The sequence below is a fragment of the Pseudonocardia oceani genome, assembly GCF_019263585.2.
GTDB classification, from domain to species: Bacteria; Actinomycetota; Actinomycetes; order Mycobacteriales; family Pseudonocardiaceae; genus Pseudonocardia; species Pseudonocardia oceani.
This window is the reverse complement of record NZ_JADQDF010000001.1, coordinates 1,303,919-1,324,122: the sequence shown is the minus strand read 5'-3', so window position 1 is coordinate 1,324,122 and position 20,204 is coordinate 1,303,919. Positions and strand designations below refer to the sequence as shown.

Annotated in this window: 22 protein-coding genes; 13 read left to right on the top strand and 9 right to left on the bottom strand. The window is 75.6% G+C overall.

Annotation, left to right across the window (positions count from 1 at the left end; all coding sequences use genetic code 11):
* The gene (locus I4I82_RS06615; RefSeq protein ID WP_218591298.1) at window positions 1-1,029 is read right to left on the bottom strand and encodes an LLM class flavin-dependent oxidoreductase; all 1,029 of its coding nucleotides are present in this window, start codon (window positions 1,027-1,029) and stop codon (window positions 1-3) included.
* A gap of 124 nt (window positions 1,030-1,153) precedes the next feature.
* Here I4I82_RS06615 and I4I82_RS06610 point away from each other — a divergent pair, with 124 nt between their 5' ends.
* Window positions 1,154-2,215: a phosphotransferase family protein gene (locus tag I4I82_RS06610; protein ID WP_226369910.1), complete on the top strand. Its 1,062-nt coding sequence runs from the start codon at window positions 1,154-1,156 to the stop codon at window positions 2,213-2,215.
* 7 nt (window positions 2,216-2,222) lie between these two features.
* Here the strand turns inward: I4I82_RS06610 and I4I82_RS06605 are convergent, their stop codons facing one another.
* Window positions 2,223-4,388, bottom strand: a complete 2,166-nt coding sequence (locus I4I82_RS06605; protein ID WP_218591300.1) for a RecQ family ATP-dependent DNA helicase — start codon at window positions 4,386-4,388, stop codon at window positions 2,223-2,225.
* Window positions 4,389-4,552: 164 nt separating this feature from the next.
* Here I4I82_RS06605 and I4I82_RS06600 point away from each other — a divergent pair, with 164 nt between their 5' ends.
* From I4I82_RS06600 to I4I82_RS06590, 3 genes are all read left to right on the top strand, one after another.
* Window positions 4,553-5,449, top strand: coding sequence for a hypothetical protein (locus tag I4I82_RS06600; RefSeq protein ID WP_218595467.1), 897 nt, complete (start codon window positions 4,553-4,555; stop codon window positions 5,447-5,449).
* 115 nt (window positions 5,450-5,564) lie between these two features.
* Window positions 5,565-6,449 carry an AAA family ATPase gene (locus I4I82_RS06595; RefSeq protein ID WP_218591302.1) on the top strand — a complete coding sequence of 295 codons (885 nt, stop codon included), beginning with the start codon at window positions 5,565-5,567 and terminating at the stop codon, window positions 6,447-6,449.
* A gap of 67 nt (window positions 6,450-6,516) precedes the next feature.
* Window positions 6,517-6,681 (top strand): hypothetical protein, encoded by a 165-nt coding sequence (locus tag I4I82_RS06590; RefSeq protein WP_218591303.1) that lies wholly within the window; start codon window positions 6,517-6,519, stop codon window positions 6,679-6,681.
* A gap of 81 nt (window positions 6,682-6,762) precedes the next feature.
* On the opposite strand, the gene I4I82_RS06585 is transcribed toward I4I82_RS06590, so the two are convergent.
* From I4I82_RS06585 to I4I82_RS06560, 6 genes are read right to left on the bottom strand one after another with little or no spacing between them, the layout of a single operon-like run.
* Window positions 6,763-7,389 (bottom strand): dihydrofolate reductase family protein, encoded by a 627-nt coding sequence (locus tag I4I82_RS06585; protein ID WP_218591304.1) that lies wholly within the window; start codon window positions 7,387-7,389, stop codon window positions 6,763-6,765.
* The gene (locus I4I82_RS06580; RefSeq protein ID WP_218595466.1) at window positions 7,386-7,862 is read right to left on the bottom strand and encodes an SRPBCC domain-containing protein; all 477 of its coding nucleotides are present in this window, start codon (window positions 7,860-7,862) and stop codon (window positions 7,386-7,388) included. The genes I4I82_RS06585 and I4I82_RS06580 overlap by 4 nt, the downstream gene beginning before the upstream one ends.
* Complete coding sequence (locus I4I82_RS06575; RefSeq protein ID WP_218595465.1) at window positions 7,859-8,197, bottom strand: ArsR/SmtB family transcription factor; 339 nt, start codon at window positions 8,195-8,197, stop codon at window positions 7,859-7,861. The genes I4I82_RS06580 and I4I82_RS06575 overlap by 4 nt, the downstream gene beginning before the upstream one ends.
* A 57-nt stretch (window positions 8,198-8,254) precedes the next feature.
* A complete protein-coding gene (locus I4I82_RS06570) occupies window positions 8,255-9,706 on the bottom strand; it encodes a DUF4153 domain-containing protein (protein ID WP_218595464.1) in 1,452 nt (483 codons plus the stop codon).
* Window positions 9,703-10,713, bottom strand: a complete 1,011-nt coding sequence (locus I4I82_RS06565; RefSeq protein ID WP_226369908.1) for a HAMP domain-containing sensor histidine kinase — start codon at window positions 10,711-10,713, stop codon at window positions 9,703-9,705. The genes I4I82_RS06570 and I4I82_RS06565 overlap by 4 nt, the downstream gene beginning before the upstream one ends.
* Entirely contained in the window at window positions 10,710-11,387 is a 678-nt protein-coding gene (locus I4I82_RS06560) for a response regulator (protein WP_218595462.1), read from the bottom strand. Before I4I82_RS06560 ends, I4I82_RS06565 begins: the two co-directional genes overlap by 4 nt.
* Before the next feature lie 96 nt (window positions 11,388-11,483).
* On the opposite strand from I4I82_RS06560, the gene I4I82_RS06555 reads away from it, so the two are divergent.
* From I4I82_RS06555 to I4I82_RS06535, 5 genes are all read left to right on the top strand, one after another.
* Window positions 11,484-12,914 (top strand): vWA domain-containing protein, encoded by a 1,431-nt coding sequence (locus tag I4I82_RS06555; RefSeq protein ID WP_443690116.1) that lies wholly within the window; start codon window positions 11,484-11,486, stop codon window positions 12,912-12,914.
* A gap of 54 nt (window positions 12,915-12,968) precedes the next feature.
* On the top strand, window positions 12,969-14,390 hold the full coding sequence (locus I4I82_RS06550; RefSeq protein ID WP_218595461.1) for a M28 family peptidase: 1,422 nt from the start codon (window positions 12,969-12,971) through the stop codon (window positions 14,388-14,390).
* 193 nt (window positions 14,391-14,583) lie between these two features.
* Window positions 14,584-15,174 carry an alpha-ketoglutarate-dependent dioxygenase AlkB gene (locus tag I4I82_RS06545; protein WP_226369907.1) on the top strand — a complete coding sequence of 197 codons (591 nt, stop codon included), beginning with the start codon at window positions 14,584-14,586 and terminating at the stop codon, window positions 15,172-15,174.
* A gap of 25 nt (window positions 15,175-15,199) precedes the next feature.
* Complete coding sequence (nadD, locus tag I4I82_RS06540; RefSeq protein ID WP_218593819.1) at window positions 15,200-15,796, top strand: nicotinate-nucleotide adenylyltransferase; 597 nt, start codon at window positions 15,200-15,202, stop codon at window positions 15,794-15,796.
* Window positions 15,793-16,626, top strand: coding sequence for a hypothetical protein (locus tag I4I82_RS06535; RefSeq protein ID WP_218593820.1), 834 nt, complete (start codon window positions 15,793-15,795; stop codon window positions 16,624-16,626). Before nadD ends, I4I82_RS06535 begins: the two co-directional genes overlap by 4 nt.
* 3 nt (window positions 16,627-16,629) lie before the next feature.
* On the opposite strand, the gene I4I82_RS06530 is transcribed toward I4I82_RS06535, so the two are convergent.
* The gene (locus I4I82_RS06530; protein WP_218593821.1) at window positions 16,630-17,370 is read right to left on the bottom strand and encodes an alpha/beta fold hydrolase; all 741 of its coding nucleotides are present in this window, start codon (window positions 17,368-17,370) and stop codon (window positions 16,630-16,632) included.
* A gap of 163 nt (window positions 17,371-17,533) precedes the next feature.
* Between I4I82_RS06530 and rsfS the strand changes: the two genes are divergently transcribed.
* Genes rsfS through I4I82_RS06510 form a run of 4 tightly spaced genes read left to right on the top strand, consistent with a single transcriptional unit; the run spans window position 17,534 to window position 20,194 of the window.
* Complete coding sequence (rsfS, locus tag I4I82_RS06525; protein ID WP_218593822.1) at window positions 17,534-17,932, top strand: ribosome silencing factor; 399 nt, start codon at window positions 17,534-17,536, stop codon at window positions 17,930-17,932.
* Complete coding sequence (locus tag I4I82_RS06520; protein WP_218593823.1) at window positions 17,929-18,555, top strand: histidine phosphatase family protein; 627 nt, start codon at window positions 17,929-17,931, stop codon at window positions 18,553-18,555. The genes rsfS and I4I82_RS06520 overlap by 4 nt, the downstream gene beginning before the upstream one ends.
* Before the next feature lie 4 nt (window positions 18,556-18,559).
* A complete protein-coding gene (gene octT / locus I4I82_RS06515; protein WP_218593824.1) occupies window positions 18,560-19,294 on the top strand; it encodes a diglucosylglycerate octanoyltransferase in 735 nt (244 codons plus the stop codon).
* 9 nt (window positions 19,295-19,303) lie between these two features.
* Window positions 19,304-20,194 carry a DegV family protein gene (locus I4I82_RS06510; protein ID WP_218593825.1) on the top strand — a complete coding sequence of 297 codons (891 nt, stop codon included), beginning with the start codon at window positions 19,304-19,306 and terminating at the stop codon, window positions 20,192-20,194.
* Window positions 20,195-20,204: the final 10 nt, after the last annotated feature.

Genomic DNA, 20,204 nt, shown 5'->3' with positions numbered 1-20,204 from the left:
TCACGTCGCCAGCCGCTCCCGCACGGCCGGCACCACCTTGTCGGCCAGGTACGCGATCCGCTCGGACCCCGAGTCGACGGGCTCGCCGGGCAGCTGGGCCCAGAAGTGCACGTCCTTGATCTGCGGGCAGGCGCGCAGCATGTCGGTCAGCTCGGTCACGGCCGTCTCGGCGTCCATCAGCCGGTAGGCGCCCGCCTCCAGGATCTGGGCCGGGTCGGCGAAGCGCGGGACGTCGTCCGGCGGGCCGAACGCGCCCCAGGAGATGTACTCGTTGAGCTGGTAGAGCGCGTGCTTCCCGATCCGCGACCAGACCTCCTCCGGGTCCTCGGCGATGATCGACCACTGCCCGGCGTAGATCTTCGCGTCGGCCACCGACCCGCCGGTCCGCTCGACGGCGGCGAGGTACGCGGCGTGGTGGGCGTTCTGGGTGCTGAGGAAGCCGTCGGCGATGCGGGCCGCGCGCTCGATCGCGACGTCGGCCATGGCTCCCACCAGCAGCTGCGGGGTGCGCTCGGGCACGGGCGTGACGGCGACGGGTGGCAGCGAGTACCGCTTGCCCGAGAAGCCCTCGGCCGATCCCGACCACGCGCGCCGGATGACCTCGACGCCCTCCTCCAGCAGGCTCGGCCGCTGGCGGACCTGCTTGCCGAACGCCTCGAACTCGCGCACCCAGTAGCCCTGGCCGACGCCGAGGTCGAAGCGCCCGCCCGAGAGCAGCGACAGCGTCGCGGAGTCCTCGGCGAGGCGCACCGGGTCGTGCAGCGGCGACACGATGAGGTTCGTGCCGACGCGCATCCGCGAGGTCCGCTGCAGGATCGCCGAGGCCAGCACGAACGGCGAGGGGCTGTAGCCGTCGGCGCAGAAGTGGTGCTCGGTGAGCCAGGCCGAGTCGACGCCGCGCTGCTCGGCCCACGCGATCTGGTCGAGGACCTCCGCGTAGAAGGAGCTGAACGGGCGGTCGGGATCGGGGTTGCGGAAGTCGTACCAGAGTCCGAAGGTCGGGCCGCTCGCCGCGCTCTGCTCGGTCATGTCCGCAGCGTGGCCGCCCCTGTGGTCCGTGTCACGGCGCCCGGGTGCGGGTCGTTGTCGACTCCACCAACGCCGGGTCCCCGGTCGCCGCCCGGGGCCGGGCGTCGCCGCTACGGTGGCGGGCGTGACGACCACGGCCCAGCCCGACTGGCTCTCCCCGGAGGTCGTCGATCTCGCCGCCGTCGTCCGCTGGGCAGCGGAGCACGGGCTGCCCGAGGGCCCCGTCGAGGACGTGCGCCGCATCGGCGGCGGCACGCAGAACATCGTGCTGCGGATGACGTGGGCCGGGCGCGACCTCGTGCTGCGCCGCCCGCCCGAGCATCCGCGCGCCTCCAGCAACGCGGTGCTCCGCCGCGAGATGCGGGTGCTCGCCGCGCTCGCCGGGTCGGACGTGCCGCACCCCGGGTTCGTCCTGGGCTGCGACGACGAGTCGGTGCTCGGCGGCGTCGTGTTCTACCTGATGGAGGCCGTGGACGGGATCAACCCGGGTGACCTGATCCGGGGGGTGTGCGCCGACGACCCCGCCGCCCGGCGCGCCGCCGCGCTCGACACGGCCGACGCGCTGGCCCGCCTCGCCGCCCTCGACCACGAGGCCGTCGGGCTCGGAGACCTCGGCCGCCCGGAGGGGTTCCTCGCCCGGCAGGTGCCGCGCTGGGTCGAGCACCTCGCGTCCTACGACCGGATCGACGGCTACCCCGGCTCGACGCTGCCGCACGTCGACGCGCTGGCCCGCTGGCTCACCGACCACCGCCCGCCCGACGCCCGGCCCGGGATCGTGCACGGCGACTACCACCTCAACAACGTGCTCCTCGCCGTCGACGCGCCCCGGGTGGCGGCCGTCGTCGACTGGGAGATGTGCACGATCGGCGACCCGCTGCTCGACCTCGGCTGGCTGCTCGTCACCTGGCCCGACGGGCTCGCCGACCCGATCGCGGGCGGCGCGCTGGCCGCGCTGGGCGGCCTGCCCGCCCCCGCCGACCTGGCCGCGCACTACGGCGCGCGCAGCGGCCGCGACCTCTCCGCGCTCGACTGGTACACCGTCCTCGCCGGCTTCAAGCTCGCCATCGTCATCGAGGGCACGCACGCCCGCGCGCAGGCCGGGCAGGCCGAGCGCGCGGTCGGCGAGCGGCTGCACCGCAACGCCGTCGACCTGCTGGATCGGGCCGCGGGCGTGGCCGGGGTCTGAGCCGCCCTCACCCCGACTGCGCCAGCGCGAACGGCAGCACCGACCCGGCGCCGGCCCGGCGCAGCAGGCGGGCGGCCACCGTCATCGTCCAGCCGGAGTCGATCAGGTCGTCGACGAGCAGGACCGGCCCGTCGGGCAGCGTGAACGACGGCTCCTCGAACCCGTGCCACACCGCGGCGAGGCGCTGCGCGGAGTTGGCGTGCGCGGCGGGCCGTGGCCCGGCCGGCACGAGCGTGCCGAGCAGGGGGAGGCGGCCGATCTCGCTGATCCGGCGGGCGAGGTGCTCGAGCTGGTGCGGGCGGGTGCGCGAGCCGATGCCGACGACCCCGACCGGCCGCTCCTCCCAGCCCCATCCGGCGAGCACGCGCACGACGGCGTCGAGGACGTCCTTGGGCACGGGCAGGTCGGTGCCGCTGACGGCCTCGCCGGTCTCCGGGTCGAGGTCGGGGCCGAACTCGTCGTCGGCGGGCGGGGCGGGGTCGAGCAGCTCGCGCAGCCGGGTGCCCCAGCCGATGTCGGACAGGCGCCCGATCACGCGGCCGGTGCCGGCCAGCTCGCCCGCCGGGATCTTCCCGGACGCGGGCACGTCGAGCTCGGCCATGCCGGTGGGCCACTGCTTGCGCGGCGCCACCTCGACGCCCGGGCGCGCGATCCGCTCGGCGGCCGCCTCGGCCGCACCGGCGTCGACGTCGGTGCTCCACGCGGTGCCCGCGCACACGTCGCAGCGCCCGCACGGCGCGGCGCCCGGGTCGTCGAGCTGCTCGCGCAGGAACACCAGCCGGCAGCGGTCGGTGGCCAGGTAGTCGAGCATCGCCTGCTGCTCGGCCTTGCGCGCCTGCGCGATCCGGCGGTGGCGCTCCTCGTCGTAGACCCAGTCCTGGCCGGTGGCGACCCACCCGCCCTTGACGCGCTTCGCCGCGCCGTCGCTGTCGAGGACCTTGAGCAGCATCTCCAGCCGGGTGCGCGACAGGTCGACGCGCGTCTCGATCGCCGCGGTGGACAGCGGACCGGAGGAATCGGAGCTGTGCCCGAGCACGGCCAGCGTCTGGCGCACGACGGGCTCGGGCGGGAAGGCCAGGGAGGCGAAGTAGCGCCAGATGTCCTGGTCCTCGTGTCCGGGCAGCAGCACCACCTCGGCACGCTCGACGGCGCGCCCGGCGCGGCCGATCTGCTGGTAGTAGGCCACCGGCGAGGCGGGCGCACCCAGGTGCACGACGAAGCCGAGGTCGGGCTTGTCGAACCCCATCCCCAGCGCCGACGTGGCCACCAGCGCCTTCACGCGGTTGGCCAGCAGGTCGCCCTCCGCCGCGAGGCGCTCCTCGGGCGGGGTCTTCCCCGTGTAGGAGGCCACCGGGTGGCCGCGCTCGCGCAGGAACTCCGCGACCTCCTCGGCCGCCTGGATCGTGAGCGTGTAGACGATGCCGGCGCCGGGCAGCGCGTCCATCTGCGCGGCGAGCCAGCCCAGGCGGTCGGCCGCGGTGCGCAGCGTCACGACCGAGAGCCGCAGGCTCTCGCGGTCGAGCGAGCCGCGCAGCACCAGCGGCTCCCCGGCCGCGAGCCCGAGCTGCTCGGTGACGTCGACGACCACGCGGTCGTTGGCCGTGGCCGTGGTGGCCAGCACGGGGATGCCGTCGGGCAGCTCGGCGATGAGCGCGCGCAGGCGGCGGTAGTCGGGGCGGAAGTCGTGGCCCCAGTCGGACACGCAGTGCGCCTCGTCGACGACGAGCATCCCCGCCGACGCGGTGAGCCGGGGGAGCACGCGGTCGCGGAAGTCGGGGTTGTTGAGCCGCTCCGGGCTGACCAGCAGCACGTCGACCTCCCCGGCCTCGACGGCCTCGTAGGTGCGCTCCCAGTCGGCGGTGTTGGCGGAGTTGACCGTGGCCGCGCGGATCCCGGCGCGCGCGGCGGCGTCGATCTGGTTGCGCATCAGCGCGAGCAGCGGCGAGACGATCACCGTGGCGCCCGCGCCCTGCTCGCGCAGCAGCGCGGTGGCCACGAAGTACACCGCCGACTTGCCCCACCCCGTGCGCTGCACGACCAGCGCCCGCCGCCGCTCCGCGACGAGCGCGTGGATCGCGGTCCACTGGTCCTCGCGCAGCCGGGCGTCGGGCCCGGCGAGGGTGGTGAGCACCTTCTCGGCCCGGGCGCGCAGGTCCTGTTCGGTGGTGGTCATGGCGTCGATGGTTCACCAGGGGTCCGACAGTCCGGGCACCGCACCGCCGTTGCCGCGTCCGCACCGCCGCTCCGGCGGCGGTGCGGTGCCCAGGACGGCGGTGCGGTGGAGGCGATCTGCCGGAACGGCCACGGGTGACCCGGCGCCCCGCGCATGCTGCGCCGGTGGACCTCCCGCTCTCCGGGCCCCTGCTCAGGCCCGGCCTGCTCGCCGCCGGCGTCACCGACCACGAGCTGCGCCGGCTGCGCCGCACCGGCGGGCTGGCCGTGCTGGCGCGCGGCGCGTACGCCGACCCCGCAGACCCCCGCCTGCGCCGCCCGGAGGACCGGCACGCCCTTCTCGTGGCCGCCGCGGTCCCGCGGGTCGCGGCCGACGCCGTCGTCAGCCATGTGTCCGCGGCCGTGCTGCACGGCCTGCCGGTATGGGCCCTCGCGCTCGACCGCGTCCACACGACCCGCCCGCGGCGCACCAGTGCCGTGCGCACCGGGCGGCTGCACGTCCACACCGCCCCGCTCTGCGCGGAGGACGTCTGCGAGGTCGGCGGCGTCCGCGCGACGTCGGTGGCGCGGACGCTCGCCGACGTCGCCCGCACCGCGGCGTTCGAGCAGGCCGTCGTGGTCCTCGACGCGGCGCTGCGCCGGCACCTGGTCAGCCGCGAGGAGCTGCACGCCGTGCTCGCGCGGATGCCTCGCTGGCCGGGAGTCCCGGCGGCGCGCCGCGCCGTCGCGTTCGCCGACCCGGGTGCCGCCAGCCCGGGGGAGTCGCGCAGCCGGGTGGCGATGGCCCGGCTCGGGGTGGCGATGCCGGTGCTGCAGTGGAAGGTGCGGTCGCCCAGCGGCGTGGTGCTCGGCACAGCCGACTTCGGCTGGCCGGAGCACGGGTGGGCCGGGGAGTTCGACGGGCTCGTGAAGTACGGACGGACCGGGCAGCAGGCGTCCGACGTCGTCGTGGCCGAGAAGCGCCGCGAGGACGCCATGCGCACGGTGCTGCGCGGGTTCACCCGGTGGACGTGGGGTGAGCTCGCGGCCTTCGCGGAGGTGGCGCGCCGGCTGCCGAACTGACCGCACCGCCGTCGCGTCGTCCGCACCGCCGTCGGGACAGCGGTGCGGACCCCGCGACGGCGGTGCGGTGACGTATGGCGGCCGCCCTGGGCGGATCGGCGGGGCTCAAGGCAGGATGGGCCGCGTGAGTGCTCCCCAGCCGCCGCTGTTCGGGTCCGTGGCCGACGTGGCCGAGCGGCTGGCCGGGGTCGGGTACCTGGCCTCCACCGCCGTCGCCACCACCGTCTACCTGGCCGACCGCCTCGGCAAGCCGCTGCTCGTCGAGGGTCCCGCGGGCGTCGGCAAGACCGAGCTGGCCAAGGCCGTGGCGCAGGCGACGGGCTCGGGCCTGGTGCGCCTGCAGTGCTACGAGGGCATCGACGAGGCCCGCGCGCTCTACGAGTGGAACCACGCCAAGCAGCTGCTGCGCATCACCGCGGGCCAGGGCCAGGAGTCGTGGGACGAGACGCGCGACGACGTGTTCTCCGAGGAGTTCCTGCTGCCGCGCCCGCTGCTCACCGCGATCCGGCGCAGCGAGCCGACGGTGCTGCTCATCGACGAGATGGACAAGGCCGACGTCGAGGTGGAGGGCCTGCTGCTGGAGGTGCTGTCGGACTTCCAGGTGACCGTCCCGGAGATGGGCACGATCAGCGCCACCCGCCGCCCGTTCGCGTTGCTGACGTCGAACTCCACGCGCGAGCTGTCGGAGGCGCTCAAGCGCCGCTGCCTGTTCCTGCACCTCGACTTCCCCGACGCCGACCTGGAACGCCGCATCGTGGCGTCGCGGGTGCCGGAGCTGACGGAGGCGATGGTCGACGCCCTGGTCCGCACGGTCCGGGTGCTGCGCACGCTGGAGCTGCGCAAGTCGCCCAGCGTCGCCGAGACGATCGACTGGGGCCGCACGCTGCTCGCCCTGGGCCTCGACACCCTCGACGACGACGCCGTCCGCGCCACCCTGGGCGTCGTGCTCAAGCACCAGTCCGACACCGTGAAGGCGGCGTCGGAGCTGCGGCTCAACTAGGAGTAATGCACGTTCGGGCCGGTCCGGGGACGACGTCCGGAGCGCCCGACCGGCGCACGCTCTGCGCATGGTGATCCTGCTGATGTGCGTGGGCGCGGCCCTGATGGCGCTGCTGGCCCTGGTCGTGACGGTCATCGACGTCGTGGGGGCGCCGGCCCGCCGCGAGCTGGCGGCGCAGCGGCGCGGGGCGTGGGAGTGCAAGTCGGAGGAGGCGGTCGCCGGGAGCCGGTGACGGCTCCTGGCGCTCCTCGGCGAGGGCGAGCACCACCGCCACGGCGTCGGACTCGGCGACCAGGCTAGCGCCGTCCGGGAGTCAGACGAAGGCCGCGAGGCCCTCGTACTCCGCCACCGGGGCGGCACCGGCGGCCTCGTACTCCAGCAGCAGCAGGCCGTTGCCCGTCACCTCGTGACCGACGAGCCGGAGGCCGACGGGCCCGCCCGGGTGGTCGAGCAGCCGCCGCCCGGACCCGACGACGGTCGGCGCGACGACGAGCCGGAGCGCGTCGACGAGGCCGGCCGCGAGCAGGGTGCGGCCCAGGCGCGCACTCCCGTGGATCTGCAGCTCCCGTCCCGGACGGGCCCGCAGCGCCCCGACGGTCCGGACCGGATCGCCGCGGAGCACGGTCGTCGGGTGCCAGGAACCCTCGGTGAGGGAGTTCGTGACCACGTACTTCGGCAGCGCGTTCATCCGCTCGGTGAACGGGTCGTCCGGGTCGGTGATCCGTGGCCAGTCCCGGGCGAACGCCTCGTAGGTGCGTCGCCCGAGCAACAGGCCGTCGGCGAGGTCCAACCACTCGGAGGTGCGCCGGACGAAGGCGTCGTCCAGGTGGGGGACGAGCCAGCCGCCCATGGTGAAGCCGTCGCTGGTGTCCTCGGTCGGCGAGCCCGGGCCCTGGCTGACGCCGTCGAGGGTGACGAACTCCGTGAGGACGATCCTCACCGCTCGACCCGGCTCTCCACGACCCCGGCGAGCTGACCGGTGACCGTGCCCCAGCCGTCGGCGAACCCGAGCTCGGCGTGACGGGCGCGCGCGGCGGGATCGCCATGCCGGACGAGCACCCGGTAGCGGGTGCCGTCCGGGTGGTCGGCGAGCGTGATCTCGGCCGTCATGGCCACCGGGGTGGGGACCGCGGGCCGCCAGGCGCTGTCGACCGCGTTCGTGAACACGATCCGTTCCCGCTCGTCGACGACGAGGAAGGTCGCGTCGATCTGCGGGACGAACCGCGCCCCGTCCTCGCTCATCCGCGTCACGAACGCGCCGCCGGACCGGACGTCCAGGCGGTCGACGCGGCATGCCGTCGGGGCCGGGACCCACCACTGCTCCAGGCGGGACGGGTCGGTCCACGCGCTCCACACGGCGTCCCGCGGGGCGCGGATGACCCGTTCCAGGGTCAGGTCGAGATCGGGGTTCATCGTCGTTCCTTCGGGGGGTCGGTGAGGAGGTGCTCGAGCCGGTCGGTGCGGTCCTCCCAGATGCGGCGCTGCTCGGCGAGCCAGTCGTCGACGAGGGCGAGGCGGCCGGGCCGCAGCGCACAGGTGCGCACCCGGCCGCGCTTGACCGTGCTGATCAGGCCGTTCGTCTCCAGCACGCGCACGTGCTTCATGAACGAGGGCAGGGTCATCGGGAACTCGCCGGCGAGGTCGCCCACGCTCCTCGGCCCGTGACCGAGGCGCCGGATGACGCCGCGCCGGGTCGGGTCGGCGAGCGCGACGAGCACGCCGTCGAGCTCCGTCAAATACTGTGCCACGAGGCTAAGTGTGGCAGAGGTCAACGGTGAGCTCAATGGCTCAGTACCGGGAGGCGCTCAGCACCCCCGCGACGGCGTGACGCCGGCCAGCACGTCGCGCGCCGCTGCCCGGCTCGTGTTCGCCGACCGCCAGTCGCCCGACCCCGTGCCCGCCGCGATCGGGCCCAGCGCGCAGGAGCGCAGGGGCTCGGGCAGCCCGGCCAGCGCGGGCACCGCGTCGGCGGAGAGCCCGGAGAGGTAGTCGACGTCGATCTGCCCGGTCACCGCGAACCGCTCCACGTTGCGCTGCGCCACGAACCGCTCGGGGTCGAGCACCGCCAGCGCGAGCAGGGCCACCGCCCCCGCGACGACCATCCCGCGCAGCGGCCGGCGCGGGCGCCGGGCCAGCACCGAGCCCAGGACCAGCACGAACCCCAGCCCCAGCCACAGCTCGCAGGCCAGCACGAGCAGCCGCAGCACCGTGAAGCCGTACGCCTCCTGGTAGAGCCACATCCGGCCCAGCGCCGACGCGACGATCACCAGCGTGAGCACGGCGAGCGCCGCGAGCAGCCCGCGCCGCCCGGCCCGCGGCGGCGCCCAGCGCGCCCCCAGCACGATGACGCCGAGCGCGAGCACCGTGACCGCGAGGAGCTGCCAGAAGCCGCTGCGGGCGTACTCGGCGTAGGTGAGGCCGGTGGCCGCGAGGACGTGGGCGTCGGAGCCGAACAGCGTCGCGAACTGCGTCGCGACGAACGCCGCGAACAGCCCCACCAGCAGTCCGACGGGCAGCGCCCACTCCGCGGGCCGCAGCCGCGACGGCGGCACCGCGCGCGGCTCGGGGGCGTCGGGCGGCGCGGCGAGCAGGAAGCACGCGCCGACCATCCCCGTCGCACCCAGTCCGAACAGGCACAGGCCGCGGGCGGCGCCGGCGAGGTCGAAGGCGGGCACCAGCCCGTCGACGAGGCCGGCGAAGGCCGCGTCGGCCGAGGTCAGTAGCGCGCCGAACACCGCCACGAGCGCGATCCCGACGGCGCCCGAGACCAGCAGCCGGACGTGGCCGCGCAGCCCCGGCAGCCCCCGCACCGCCCACGGCAGCCCGCGTACGGCGGCCACCGGCAGCACCAGCGCGCCCGTGAGGACCCCGCGGAACGAGCGGCCCGCGACGGCGAGCGACCCCGCGCCGCACGCCGCCACCAGGCACAGCTCCACCAGCCACGAGGCGTCGCGGAGCGCGGCCACCGACGCCAGCGCGACGGCGAGCAGCCCCCACGTCGCGTCGACGGGGTGCGGGCGGCGCCGGACCGTCCACGTCAGCGCGGCCAGCAGCACGGCGACGACGGCCCAGCCCAGCCCGGGCGCCCCCGCCGGCACCGCGACGGCCGCCCCCAGCCCCGCGACGCCGGACACCGCGAGCACCGTCCGCGGCGCGGGCGGCGGCGGGCCGGGCCAGCGCGCCGGGAACAGCGGGGGAGCCGGCGGGAGCAGCCGCTCCGGGGCCCGCTTGACGAGGTCGACGGCGGGGGCGCTCACGCCGCGCTCCGCACACCGGCGACGGGCAGGGTCACGCGGATCCGGCACCCGGGCGTCGTCGGCGCGACCTGGATCCGGCCGCCGTGCAGGTCGACGACCCACCGCGCGATCGCCAGCCCCAGCCCCGTGCCGCCGCCGACCGCCCGCTCGCCGCGGGTGAAGCGGCCGAACACCCGCTCCCGGTCCTCCGGGGCGATCCCCGGGCCCTCGTCGCGCACCTCGATCACGATGTCGGATCCCTCGCGCCGTCCGCTCACGTGCACCTCGCTGCCGGGCGGCCCGTGCCGCGCCGCGTTGTCGAGCAGGTTGACCACCACCTGGTGCAGCCGTTCCGGGTCGGCGTGCAGCGACGTGCCCGGCACGACGTCGACGCCGAACCGGATGCCGCGCCCGGCCACCCGCGCCGCGACCTCCGCCTCCGCGACCGCCTGGGCCAGCAGCGGTTCGAGGTCGGTGTCGTGGGCGTCGAGGACGTAGGTGCCGGCGTCGATCCGCGAGAGATCGAGCAGCTCGGTGACCAGCCGCCCCAGCCGCTGCGTCTGCGCCAGTGCCGTGCCGAGCGTGGCCGGGTCGGGCTCCGCCACCCCGTCGACGACGTTCTCCAGCACCGCCTGCAGCGCCGCGATCGGCGTGCGCAGCTCGTGGGAGACGTTGGCGATCAGCTCGCGGCGCCGCTGGTCGGCGTCGGCGAGGTCGGCGGCCATGCGGTTGAACGCCGCAGCCAGCTCGCCGACCTCGTCGCGGGAGGTGGCGCGCACCCGGCGGGTGTAGTCGCCCGACGCCATCGCGCGCGCGGCGTCGATCATCTCGCGCACCGGGCGCGTCATCCCGTTGCCCAGCACCTGCGCGGTGAGCAGCACCAGCGCGATCGTCACCAGCGTCGTCGGGACCGGCGGCTGCCAGCGGAACTCGAGCCAGAGGTAGGCCAGGCCCACCCCGCCCGACACGAGCAGCAGGATGCTGATCTTGAGCTTGATCGACCGCACGCGGTCCAGGGGCCGAATCACGCCGGGACCTCGCACGCGTAGCCGACACCGTGGACGGTCCGGATCAGGTCGGCACCGAGCTTGCGGCGCAGCGCCTTGACGTGGGAGTCGACGGTCCGCGCGCCCGCGCCGTCCGACCAGCCCCACACGCTCGCCAGCAGCGCCTCGCGCGTGACGACGGTGCGCGGCCGCCCGGCCAGGTGCACGAGCAGGTCGAACTCCAGCGGCGTCAGGTGCGCGGGTTCCCCGGCGCGCGCGACGCGGCGCTGCGCGACGTCGATCTCCAGCTCGCCCAGCACGATCCGGGTCTCCGCGCGCTCCTGCGCCCGGTCGACGCGGCGCAGCAGGACGTGCACCCGCGCGGCGAGCTCGCGGATCGAGAACGGCTTGGTCAGGTAGTCGTCGGCACCGACGGCGAGCCCGACGAGCAGGTCGGTCTCGGCGTCGCGCGCGGTGAGCATGAGCACCGGAACGGCCCGGCGGGACTGGATGCGGCGGCAGACCTCGAGGCCGTCGAACCCGGGGAGCATGACGTCGAGGACGACCAGGTCCGGCTCGACGGCCTCGAAGACGGCCATCGCCGAGGGCCCGTCGTGCGCCACCTCGACCGCGAACCCCTCCGACCGCAGCCGCGCGGCGACCGATGCGGCGATCGTCGGTTCGTCGTCGACGACCAGGACCCTGCGTGCAGCCATGCGGGGAAACGCCATGCGGGGAAACGTAGTGAGGATCTGTGGAGGGGTCCCGGGATCGGTGTGGAGATCCTGTGGAGGTGCCCGCATGATGGTGGTGTGGACACCGCGCGCATCGCCTCCGACCACGGTATGCCCGGGCACCTGGTCGACTTCGTGGCCGCGCTGCGCCGTCACGGCGTCGCCGTCGGGCCGGGGGAGACGATCGACGCCGCCCGCGTGCTCGCCGCCCTGGACCTGCTGCACCGCGAGCACCTGCGCGAGGGCCTCGCGGCCGCGGTCCTGCGCCGGTCCGGGCAGCGCCAGGTGTTCGACACGCTCTTCGAGCTGTACTTCCCGGCCGCGCTGGGCGGGGGCGTCGGCGAGGTGGAGGTGCCCCGCGTCGACGACGCCGACGGCGGTCCCGTCGACATCGACGCCCTGCGCGACATCCTCGCCGACCTGCTCCGCGACGGCGACACCGCCGCGCTGGAGGACCTCGCCCGCGCGGTCGTCGACGCCCTGGGCAGCGCCGGTGCGGCCGGCACCGGCATCCGCGGCACCGGCGGGCAGCCGAGCTGGTCGGCCTACCAGGCGCTGCGGATGCTCTCCCCGGAGACGCTGCTGGCCCGGATCATGGACGACCTCCGGTCCGGCGAGGACGGGGAGAACGCCTTCGCCGACGAGGTCCTGCGCCGCGAGATCCGCGACCGGATCGCCGCGTTCCGGAAGATGATCACCGACGAGGTGCGCCGCCGGACGGCCGAGACGCGCGGGCGCGACCAGGTCGCGAAGACCGCGGTGCCCAAGCAGACCGAGCAGGTCGAGTTCCTCTCCGCCTACGCCGAGCAGCTCACGGCCCTGCGCCGCACCGTGCACCCGCTGGCGCGGCGCCTCGCGTCGCGGCTCGCGGTGCGCCGCAAGCACGCCAAGCGCGGCACGCTCGACATGCGCCGCACGCTGCGCCGCTCCATGTCCACCGGCGGCGTGCCGATGCGCCCGGCCTACCGCACGCGCCGTCCCGGGCGCCCCGAGCTGGTGATCCTCTGCGACGTGTCCGGGTCGGTCGCCGGGTTCAGCCACTTCACGCTGCTGCTGGTGCAGGCGCTGCGCGAGCAGTTCTCGAAGGTGCGGGTGTTCGCGTTCGTCGAGCGCGCCGACGAGGTCACGCACCTGTTCGAGCCCGGGGCCGAGCTGTCGGGCGTCATGCAGCGGGTGCTGCGCGAGGCCGAGCTCGTCGCGTTCGACGGCCACAGCGACTACGGCAGCTCCTTCGGCGGCTTCGCCGAGCACTGGGGCGAGGCGATCACGTCGAAGACCTCGCTGCTCATCCTCGGCGACGGCCGCACCAACTACCGCGACCCCAACCTCACGGTCCTGCGCCGCATCACCGGCGCGGCCCGGCACGCCCACTGGCTGAACCCGGAGCCCCGCCGGCAGTGGGGCAGCGGCGACTCCGCGGCCCTGCGCTACGCCGACGTCCTCCCGATGCACGAGTGCCGCACGGCCGCCCAGCTGGCCGACGTCGTGGAGGCGCTGCTGCCCGTGTGAGCCGCCGGGCGAGCCGATTTGACGGCCCACGGGCGGGTCGGCACTGTCTGACGGATGTCGGTACGAGGCTGGGCCATCGCGGTCACGACGGTCGTGGGGCTCGCCGCCTCCGTCGTCGCCACCACCGCCGCGTCGAGCGCCCCCGGGTGCGACGGGGCCGCCCCGGCGGACGCGGCGCTGGTGGAGTGCGTCACCGTCGACGCCGTGCGCGCGCACCAGCGGGCGCTGCAGGACGTCGCCGACGCGAACGGCGGCAACCGCGCGTCGGGCACGCCGGGCTACGACGCGTCGGTCGAGTACGTCGCGCGCACGGCCCGCGAGGCCGGGCTGACCGTCACCACCGAGGCCGTCGAGTTCCCGTTCTTCGAGGTGGAGAGCGAGTCGCTGGAGGCGGGCGGCACCGAGTTCGTCGCCGGCACCGACTTCGCCACGATGTCGTTCTCCGGCAGCGGCGACGTCACCGGCACCGCGGTGCCCGTCGACCTGCAGGTCCCGCCCCGCGGGTCGTCGACCAGCGGCTGCGAGCCGGTCGACTTCGCCGACTTCCCGGAGGGGGAGATCGCGCTGCTGCAGCGCGGGACGTGCCCGTTCGGGGTCAAGGCGGCCAACGCGCTCGACGCCGGTGCCGTCGCCGCGATCGTCGTCAACTCCGGGGAGACGCCGGAGAACTCCGGGCTCCTCCAGGCCACCCTGGGCGAGCCGGTCGACCTGCCGGTCGTCGGCACCACGGCGGCGCTCGCCGACGCGCTGGCCGGTGCGACCGTCTCGCTCGCGACGACCTCGCAGAGCGGCACCGGCACCACCACCAACGTCCTCGCGGAGAAGCCCGGCACCGGCGACGAGGTGCTCATGGTCGGCGCGCACCTCGACTCGGTGCCCGATGGCCCCGGCATCAACGACAACGGCAGCGGCAGCGCCGCGGTCCTCGCCGTCGCGCAGGCGATGGCGGGCGCCGAGACCGCGCGGACGGTCCGGTTCGCCTGGTGGGGCGCCGAGGAGCTGGGCCTGGTCGGCGCCGACTCCTACGTGACGAACCTGCCCGGACCCGAGCGCGCGCGGATCCGCGCCTACCTCAACTTCGACATGGTCGGCTCGCCCAACGCCGTCCGCTTCGTCTACGACGGCGACGACTCCGACGCCGTCGGCGCCCCGGCCGGCCCGGAGGGCTCCGCGGCGATCGAGGACGTGTTCGAGGGGTTCTACGACGACCGCGGCCTGGCCTACGAGGGCACCGACTTCAACGGCCGCTCCGACTACGGCCCCTTCATCGCCGCGGGCATCCCGGCGGGCGGGTTGTTCACCGGAGCGGAGGGCGTGAAGACCCCGGAGCAGGCGGAGCGCTACGGCGGCACGGCGGGGGAGGCCTACGACCCCTGCTACCACGCCGCGTGCGACACGTTCGACAACGTCGACACCGCGGTGCTCGACCAGAACGTCGACGCGGTGGCCTACGCGACCTTCACCCTGGCCTCGTAACCCCGCCCTGCCCCTCCCCTCCCTCCCCGCCGCGCGGCGTCCCTCCCCCCTCCCCCTCCCCCCTCCCCCCTCCCCCCTCCCCCCTCCCTCCTCGCGCGAACGGCACTTCCACCCAAGCCTGTTGGGTGAGAGTGCCGTTCGCTCGTGGACGAAAGGGCTCGAACTGATGTTCGATCTCGGTTATCGTGGGCTCGTGGACCTCGCGTGGCAGCCCGCCCTGCTCGACGGCGCCGAGGTCGGCGGCGGGTGCGTGCGGCGCGAGCTGGCCGGCGGCGCGTGGGTCGACCACGAGCCGGGCTGGTGCCCGGACGCCGACGCCCTGTTCGCCGACCTGCTCGCGCACACGCCCTGGGGCCCGCAGCGGCGGGTCCGGATGTACGACCGCATGGTGGTGGAGCCGCGGCTGACCCACCGCTGGGAGGCCGTCGACGCGCCGGAGCCGCTGCGCGCCATGGCGTCACGGCTGAGGGAGCGGTACGGCGTCGCCTTCACCCAGGTCGGGGCCAACCTCTACCGCGACGGCGACGACGCGGTGGCCTGGCACGGCGACCGCGTCGCCCGCGAGCTGCCCTCGGCCGTCGTCGCGCTCGTGTCGCTCGGCGCGGTGCGCCCGTTCCGGCTGCGCCCGCACGGCGGCGGCGTGTCGGTCGGCTACCTCCCGGGGCCGGGGGACCTGCTGGTCATGGGCGGGTCCTGCCAGCGCACCTGGCAGCACGCGGTGCCGCGCTGCGCGGTGGCCGGGCCGCGGATCAGCGTGCAGTTCCGGCACGCCTACCAGCGCTGATCGGCCCGCGCACTACGCTTCGTCCGTGCAGCGCAAGATCGGAGTGATGGGCGGGACGTTCGACCCGATCCACCACGGCCACCTCGTGGCCGCCAGTGAGGTGGCCGACCTGTTCGGTCTCGACGAGGTCGTCTTCGTGCCCACCGGGCAGCCGTGGCAGAAGGGCGCGCGGTCGGTCACGCCGGCCGAGGACCGCTACCTGATGACGGTCGTGGCCACGGCGTCGAACCCGCGGTTCGGGGTGAGCCGCGTCGACATCGACCGCTCCGGCCCCACCTTCACCAAGGACACGCTGACCGACCTGCGCGCGGAGATGCCCGACGCGTCGCTGTTCTTCATCACCGGTGCCGACGCGCTCGGCGCGATCCTGTCCTGGCGCGACGTCGAGGACCTGTTCTCCCTCGCCCACTTCGTCGGCGTCACGCGGCCCGGTTACGAGCTCGAGGACGACCACCTGCCCGAGGGCGCGGTCACCCTCGTCGAGGTGCCGGCGATGGCGATCTCGTCCACCGACTGCCGCCGCCGCGTGGCGGAGGGGCACCCGGTCTGGTACCTCGTTCCGGACGGCGTGGTGCAGTACATCGCGAAGCGCGGGCTGTACCGGGAGCAGGGGGAGCAGTGACCAGACCAGTCAGCAGGGCCGGGGGCGGGGCCGTCATCGGCACCGCGGCGGGGCTCGCACGGCTCGCGGCCGAGGCCGGGCGCGACGCGCTCGGGGCCGTCACCGAGGCCCGGGGCAAGCGGTTCCCGCTCGTCGTGGTGACGGGGGCGGCGGGCTCGGGCAAGACCGTGCTCGCCCAGCACCTGCAGCGCTCGCGGATGCGCAGCTACACGCCGTCGCAGGCGCGGTCGGAGCAGGAGGAGCACATCGACCAGCCGCTGTGGCGCGGCCGGGGCGTGCGCTTCCGGGTCGTCCCCGGGCACGGCGAGGGCGGCGTGCGCTACGCCTCGCTGGCGCGGCTGCTGCACACGGAGCCGGTCGTCGGCGTGGTGCACGTCGTCGCCAACGGGTTCCGCAGCCGGCGCGAGGACGGCGCCGAGCCGGCCACCGCCGCGCTGTCGCTCGACGAGCTGGTCGAGCACCACCGCCGCGAGGAGCAGGCCGAGCTCGACGAGACGCTGACGCACCTCAAGATGGCGATCGCCGCGCACCGCCGCCCCCGCTGGCTCGTGCTCGCGCTGGCCAAGAGCGACCTCTACCTGCCCGAGCTGCCCGCCCTGCGCGCCGCGCACGGCCCCGGCGGCTCCGCGCCGGCGGCGCAGAGCATCGACGCGCTGCGCGAGTTCGTCGGCACCGGCGGCCTGCGCTGGGAGGCCCTGCCCGTCGCCACCTGGCTCGAGGACTACCGCTGGCGCGACGAGGTGCGCCCCACGACGATGTCGCCCGCCCAGCGCGACGAGCTCCTGGCCGGGTTCCGCGAGCGGATCTCGGCGCTGGTGGGGCACGCGTAGGCGTCACCGCCGCAGGAACTCCTCCACCAGCGGTGCGACGACGTCGGCCCGCCGCGGGACGTCCATGTGCGTGGCGTGCGGCAGGACCGCGAGGCCGGCGCCGGGCACCGTCGCGGCCATCCAGGCGGCGTGCTCGACGGTGACGAAGTCGGTGTCGCCGACGAGTACCAGCGTCGGCGCGGTGATCGCCGCGAGCTGCTCGACGGGCCAGCCCGCGAACCCGCCGACCAGCACGTTCGCCTTCTCGGCGAACGCGTCGAAGTGCGTCGGGTCGGGGGCGACGTCGGTGTAGGCCTGCTGCATGAGCGCGAAGTCGTCGGCGGTCGGCATCCGCTCGGGGAACGCGCCGAGGTCGACGTAGCCCTCGGGGCGGAACGGGACCGAGGCGAGCACGAGCCGGTCGACGCGGTCGGGGTGCGCGACCGCGGTCTCGGTGGCGACCATCGCGCCGAGGCTGAAGCCGAACAGGTCGGCGCGGGGGAGCCCGAGGTGGTCGAGCACGGCGACGACGTCGCCCGCCAGGTTCGCCAGGGTGAGCTCGCGCCCGGTGTCGGCGGTGTGCCCGTGGCCCTGCCGCTCGATCGCCACGACCTGCCGCGACGCGGCCAGGCGCGGCAGCAGCGCGTCCCACGTGAGCGGGGTCGTGAGCAGCCCGCCGTGCAGCAGGACGAGCGGGTCGCCCGTGCCGTGCACCTCGAAGAAGGTCGCGACACCGTCGCCCTGGGCGTATCCGGTGGTCGTCATGCGCAGCTCCGTGGTGATCGTGGCGGTCGTGGTCGGGACGTCGAGGGGGAGACGATCCCCGCCGCCCGGACTCGTCGGCCCCCACCCGTCGGGTCGGCCGGACCGGGGACTGGGACACTGGCGGGTGAGACCCGGGTGGCCCCACCCGCGGGAGAGGGGACGCGTGACCGCCACCGACCAGGCGCTGGACATGGCCCGGGTGGCCGTGACGGCCGCCGCGGACAAGAAGGCCCAGGACATCGTCGTGCTCGACGTGTCCGAGCAGCTCGTCATCACCGACTGCTTCGTGATCGCCTCGGCGCCCAACGAGCGCCAGGTGCAGGCGATCGTCGACGAGGTCGAGGAGAAGCTGCGGCTGCACGGCGCCAAGCCGACCCGGCGCGAGGGCACCCGCGAGGGCCGCTGGGTGCTGCTGGACTTCGTCGACGTCGTCGTGCACGTCCAGCACACCGAGGAGCGCGGGTTCTACGGGCTCGACCGCCTGTGGAAGGACTGCCCGCGCATCGAGTTCCCCGAGGCGCTCACGCCGGACGGCCCCCCGCTCGAGACCGGCGTCGAGTGACCCTGCGCCAGCTCGTGCTGCTGCGGCACGGGCAGACCGACTACAACGCCACCGGCCGCATGCAGGGCCACCTCGACTCCCACCTCACGGCCGAGGGCCTCGCCCAGGCCGCCGTGGTGGCGCCGGAGGTGGCGCGGCTCAAGCCCGAGCGGCTGATCAGCTCCGACCTCCTGCGCGCCGCCGCCACGGCCGACGTCGTCGGCCAGGCGTGCTCGCTCGACGTCGAGATCGACCCGCGGCTGCGCGAGACGCACCTGGGCGACTGGCAGGGCCGCACGGTGCCCGAGATCGAGGAGCAGTGGCCCGGCGCCATCGCCGTGTGGCGCCAGGACCCGGGCTGGGCACCGCCCGGGGGCGAGTCGCGCCTGGAGGTCGTCCGGCGCTGCACGCCCGTCGTCGACGAGCTCGACGACTCGCTGGCCGAGGGCTCGGAGTCGTCCACCGCGGTGCTCGTGGCGCACGGCGGCATGATCGCCGGGCTCGTCTGCGGGCTGCTGGCCATGCCGATCGAGTCGTGGCCCGCCATCGGGGGTATCGGCAACTGCCGGTGGGCCGCGCTGGCCCGCCGCGCCGACCACCCCCGCTGGCGCCTGGTCGCCTACAACGTGGGCACCGAGGGCTGAGGGCTTGGGTCCCCGGCTGCTGGTGTTCGGCGACTCGCTGAGCTTCCACGGCCCCGACCGCGCCGAGCCCGCCGACGAGCCGCGGCTGTGGCCCAACGTGGCCGCCGCCGCGCTCGGCGGCCGGGCCGACCTCGTCGCGGGGATCGGGTGGACGGCCCGGCACGCCTGGCACGCGCTCACCCACGACCCGCACGTGTGGACGCTGCTGCCGCACGTCGACGTGGTGGTGTTCGGCATCGGCGGGATGGACACGCTGCCCTCGCCCCTGCCGACGGCTCTGCGCGAGCTGATCCCGGTGCTGCGGCCCGAGGGCCTGCGCCGCCGTGTCCGCTCCGGGTACCTGCGCGCGCAGCCGTGGCTCGCGCGGGCGTTCGCGCGGGCGCTGCCCGGCGGCGGGCCCGTCGCGCTGCCCCCGCACCTGACCGTCGAGTACCTGGAGCGCACGACCGCGGCCGTGCGGGCGATCCGGCCCGGGATCCCCGTGGTCGCGTCGGTGCCACCGGTGCACCGGGCGGCGGTCTACGGGCCCGTGCACCCCGGACGCCCGGCGGCCGAGCGGGCCATCCGGGCGTGGGCGGGACCCGCCGGGGTGCCGCTGCTGGACCTGCGCGCGCTCGTCGGCGACCACGTCCTGGGCGGCCACGGCAACCCCGACGGCATGCACTGGGGCTGGGACGCCCACGCCGCAGTGGGCCGGGCCTGCGCCGACGTCGTGCGCGGCCTGCTGCGGGCCGGTTAGTGTCCGCCCGTGTCCCCTTCCTCCGGTCCGACGGCGATCGTCACCGACTCCACCGCGTACCTGCCGCCGGGCGTGGCCGAGGAGCGCGGCGTGCGGATCGTGCCGCTGGAGGTGCGCCTCGGCTCGCGCACCGGCCGTGAGGGCATCGACATCGACACCGCCGCGCTCGCCGCGGCGCTCACCGACCACCGGCTCGACGTCCAGACCTCCCGCCCGACGCCCGCGCAGTTCGCCGACTGCTACCGCCAGGCGCTCGACGCCGGGGCCGCGTCGGTGGTGTCGGTGCACCTGTCCCGGGAGCTGTCGGGCACGTGGGAGGCGGCCCGGATCGCGGCCGACGAGGTCGGGCCGGACCGGGTGCGGGTGGTCGACTCGCGGGCGGCCGCGATGGGGCTCGGGTACGCGGTGCTGGCCGCCGCCGACGCCGCCGACGCCGGGGCGTCCGGGGCCGACGTCGAGGCGGCCGCGGCCGCCGTGGCCGCGCGCTGCCGGGTGTTCTTCTCCGTCGAGACGCTCGACCGGCTGCGCCGCGGGGGACGCATCGGCGCCGCCGCCGCACTGCTGGGCACGGCGCTCGCGGTGAAGCCGCTGCTGCACGTCGTGCAGGGCCGGATCGTGCCGCTGGAGAAGGTGCGGACCACGGCGCGGGCGGCGCAGCGGCTCGTCGACCTGGCGGTGCGGGCGGCCGGCGACGGCCCCGTCGACCTGGCGGTGCACCACCTCGGGGCGGCGGCGCGGGCCGAGGAGGTGGCCGCGCGGCTGCGGGAGCGGGTGCCGCGGATCGCCCGGCTGCTGGTGAGCGAGGTGGGAGCGGTGATCGGTGCGCACGTGGGCCTCGGGGTGCTCGGGGTCGTGGTGGTGCCGGGGGAGCCGCCGGCACCGGCGGTCGGCACGGGCTGAGGCCCGGCCG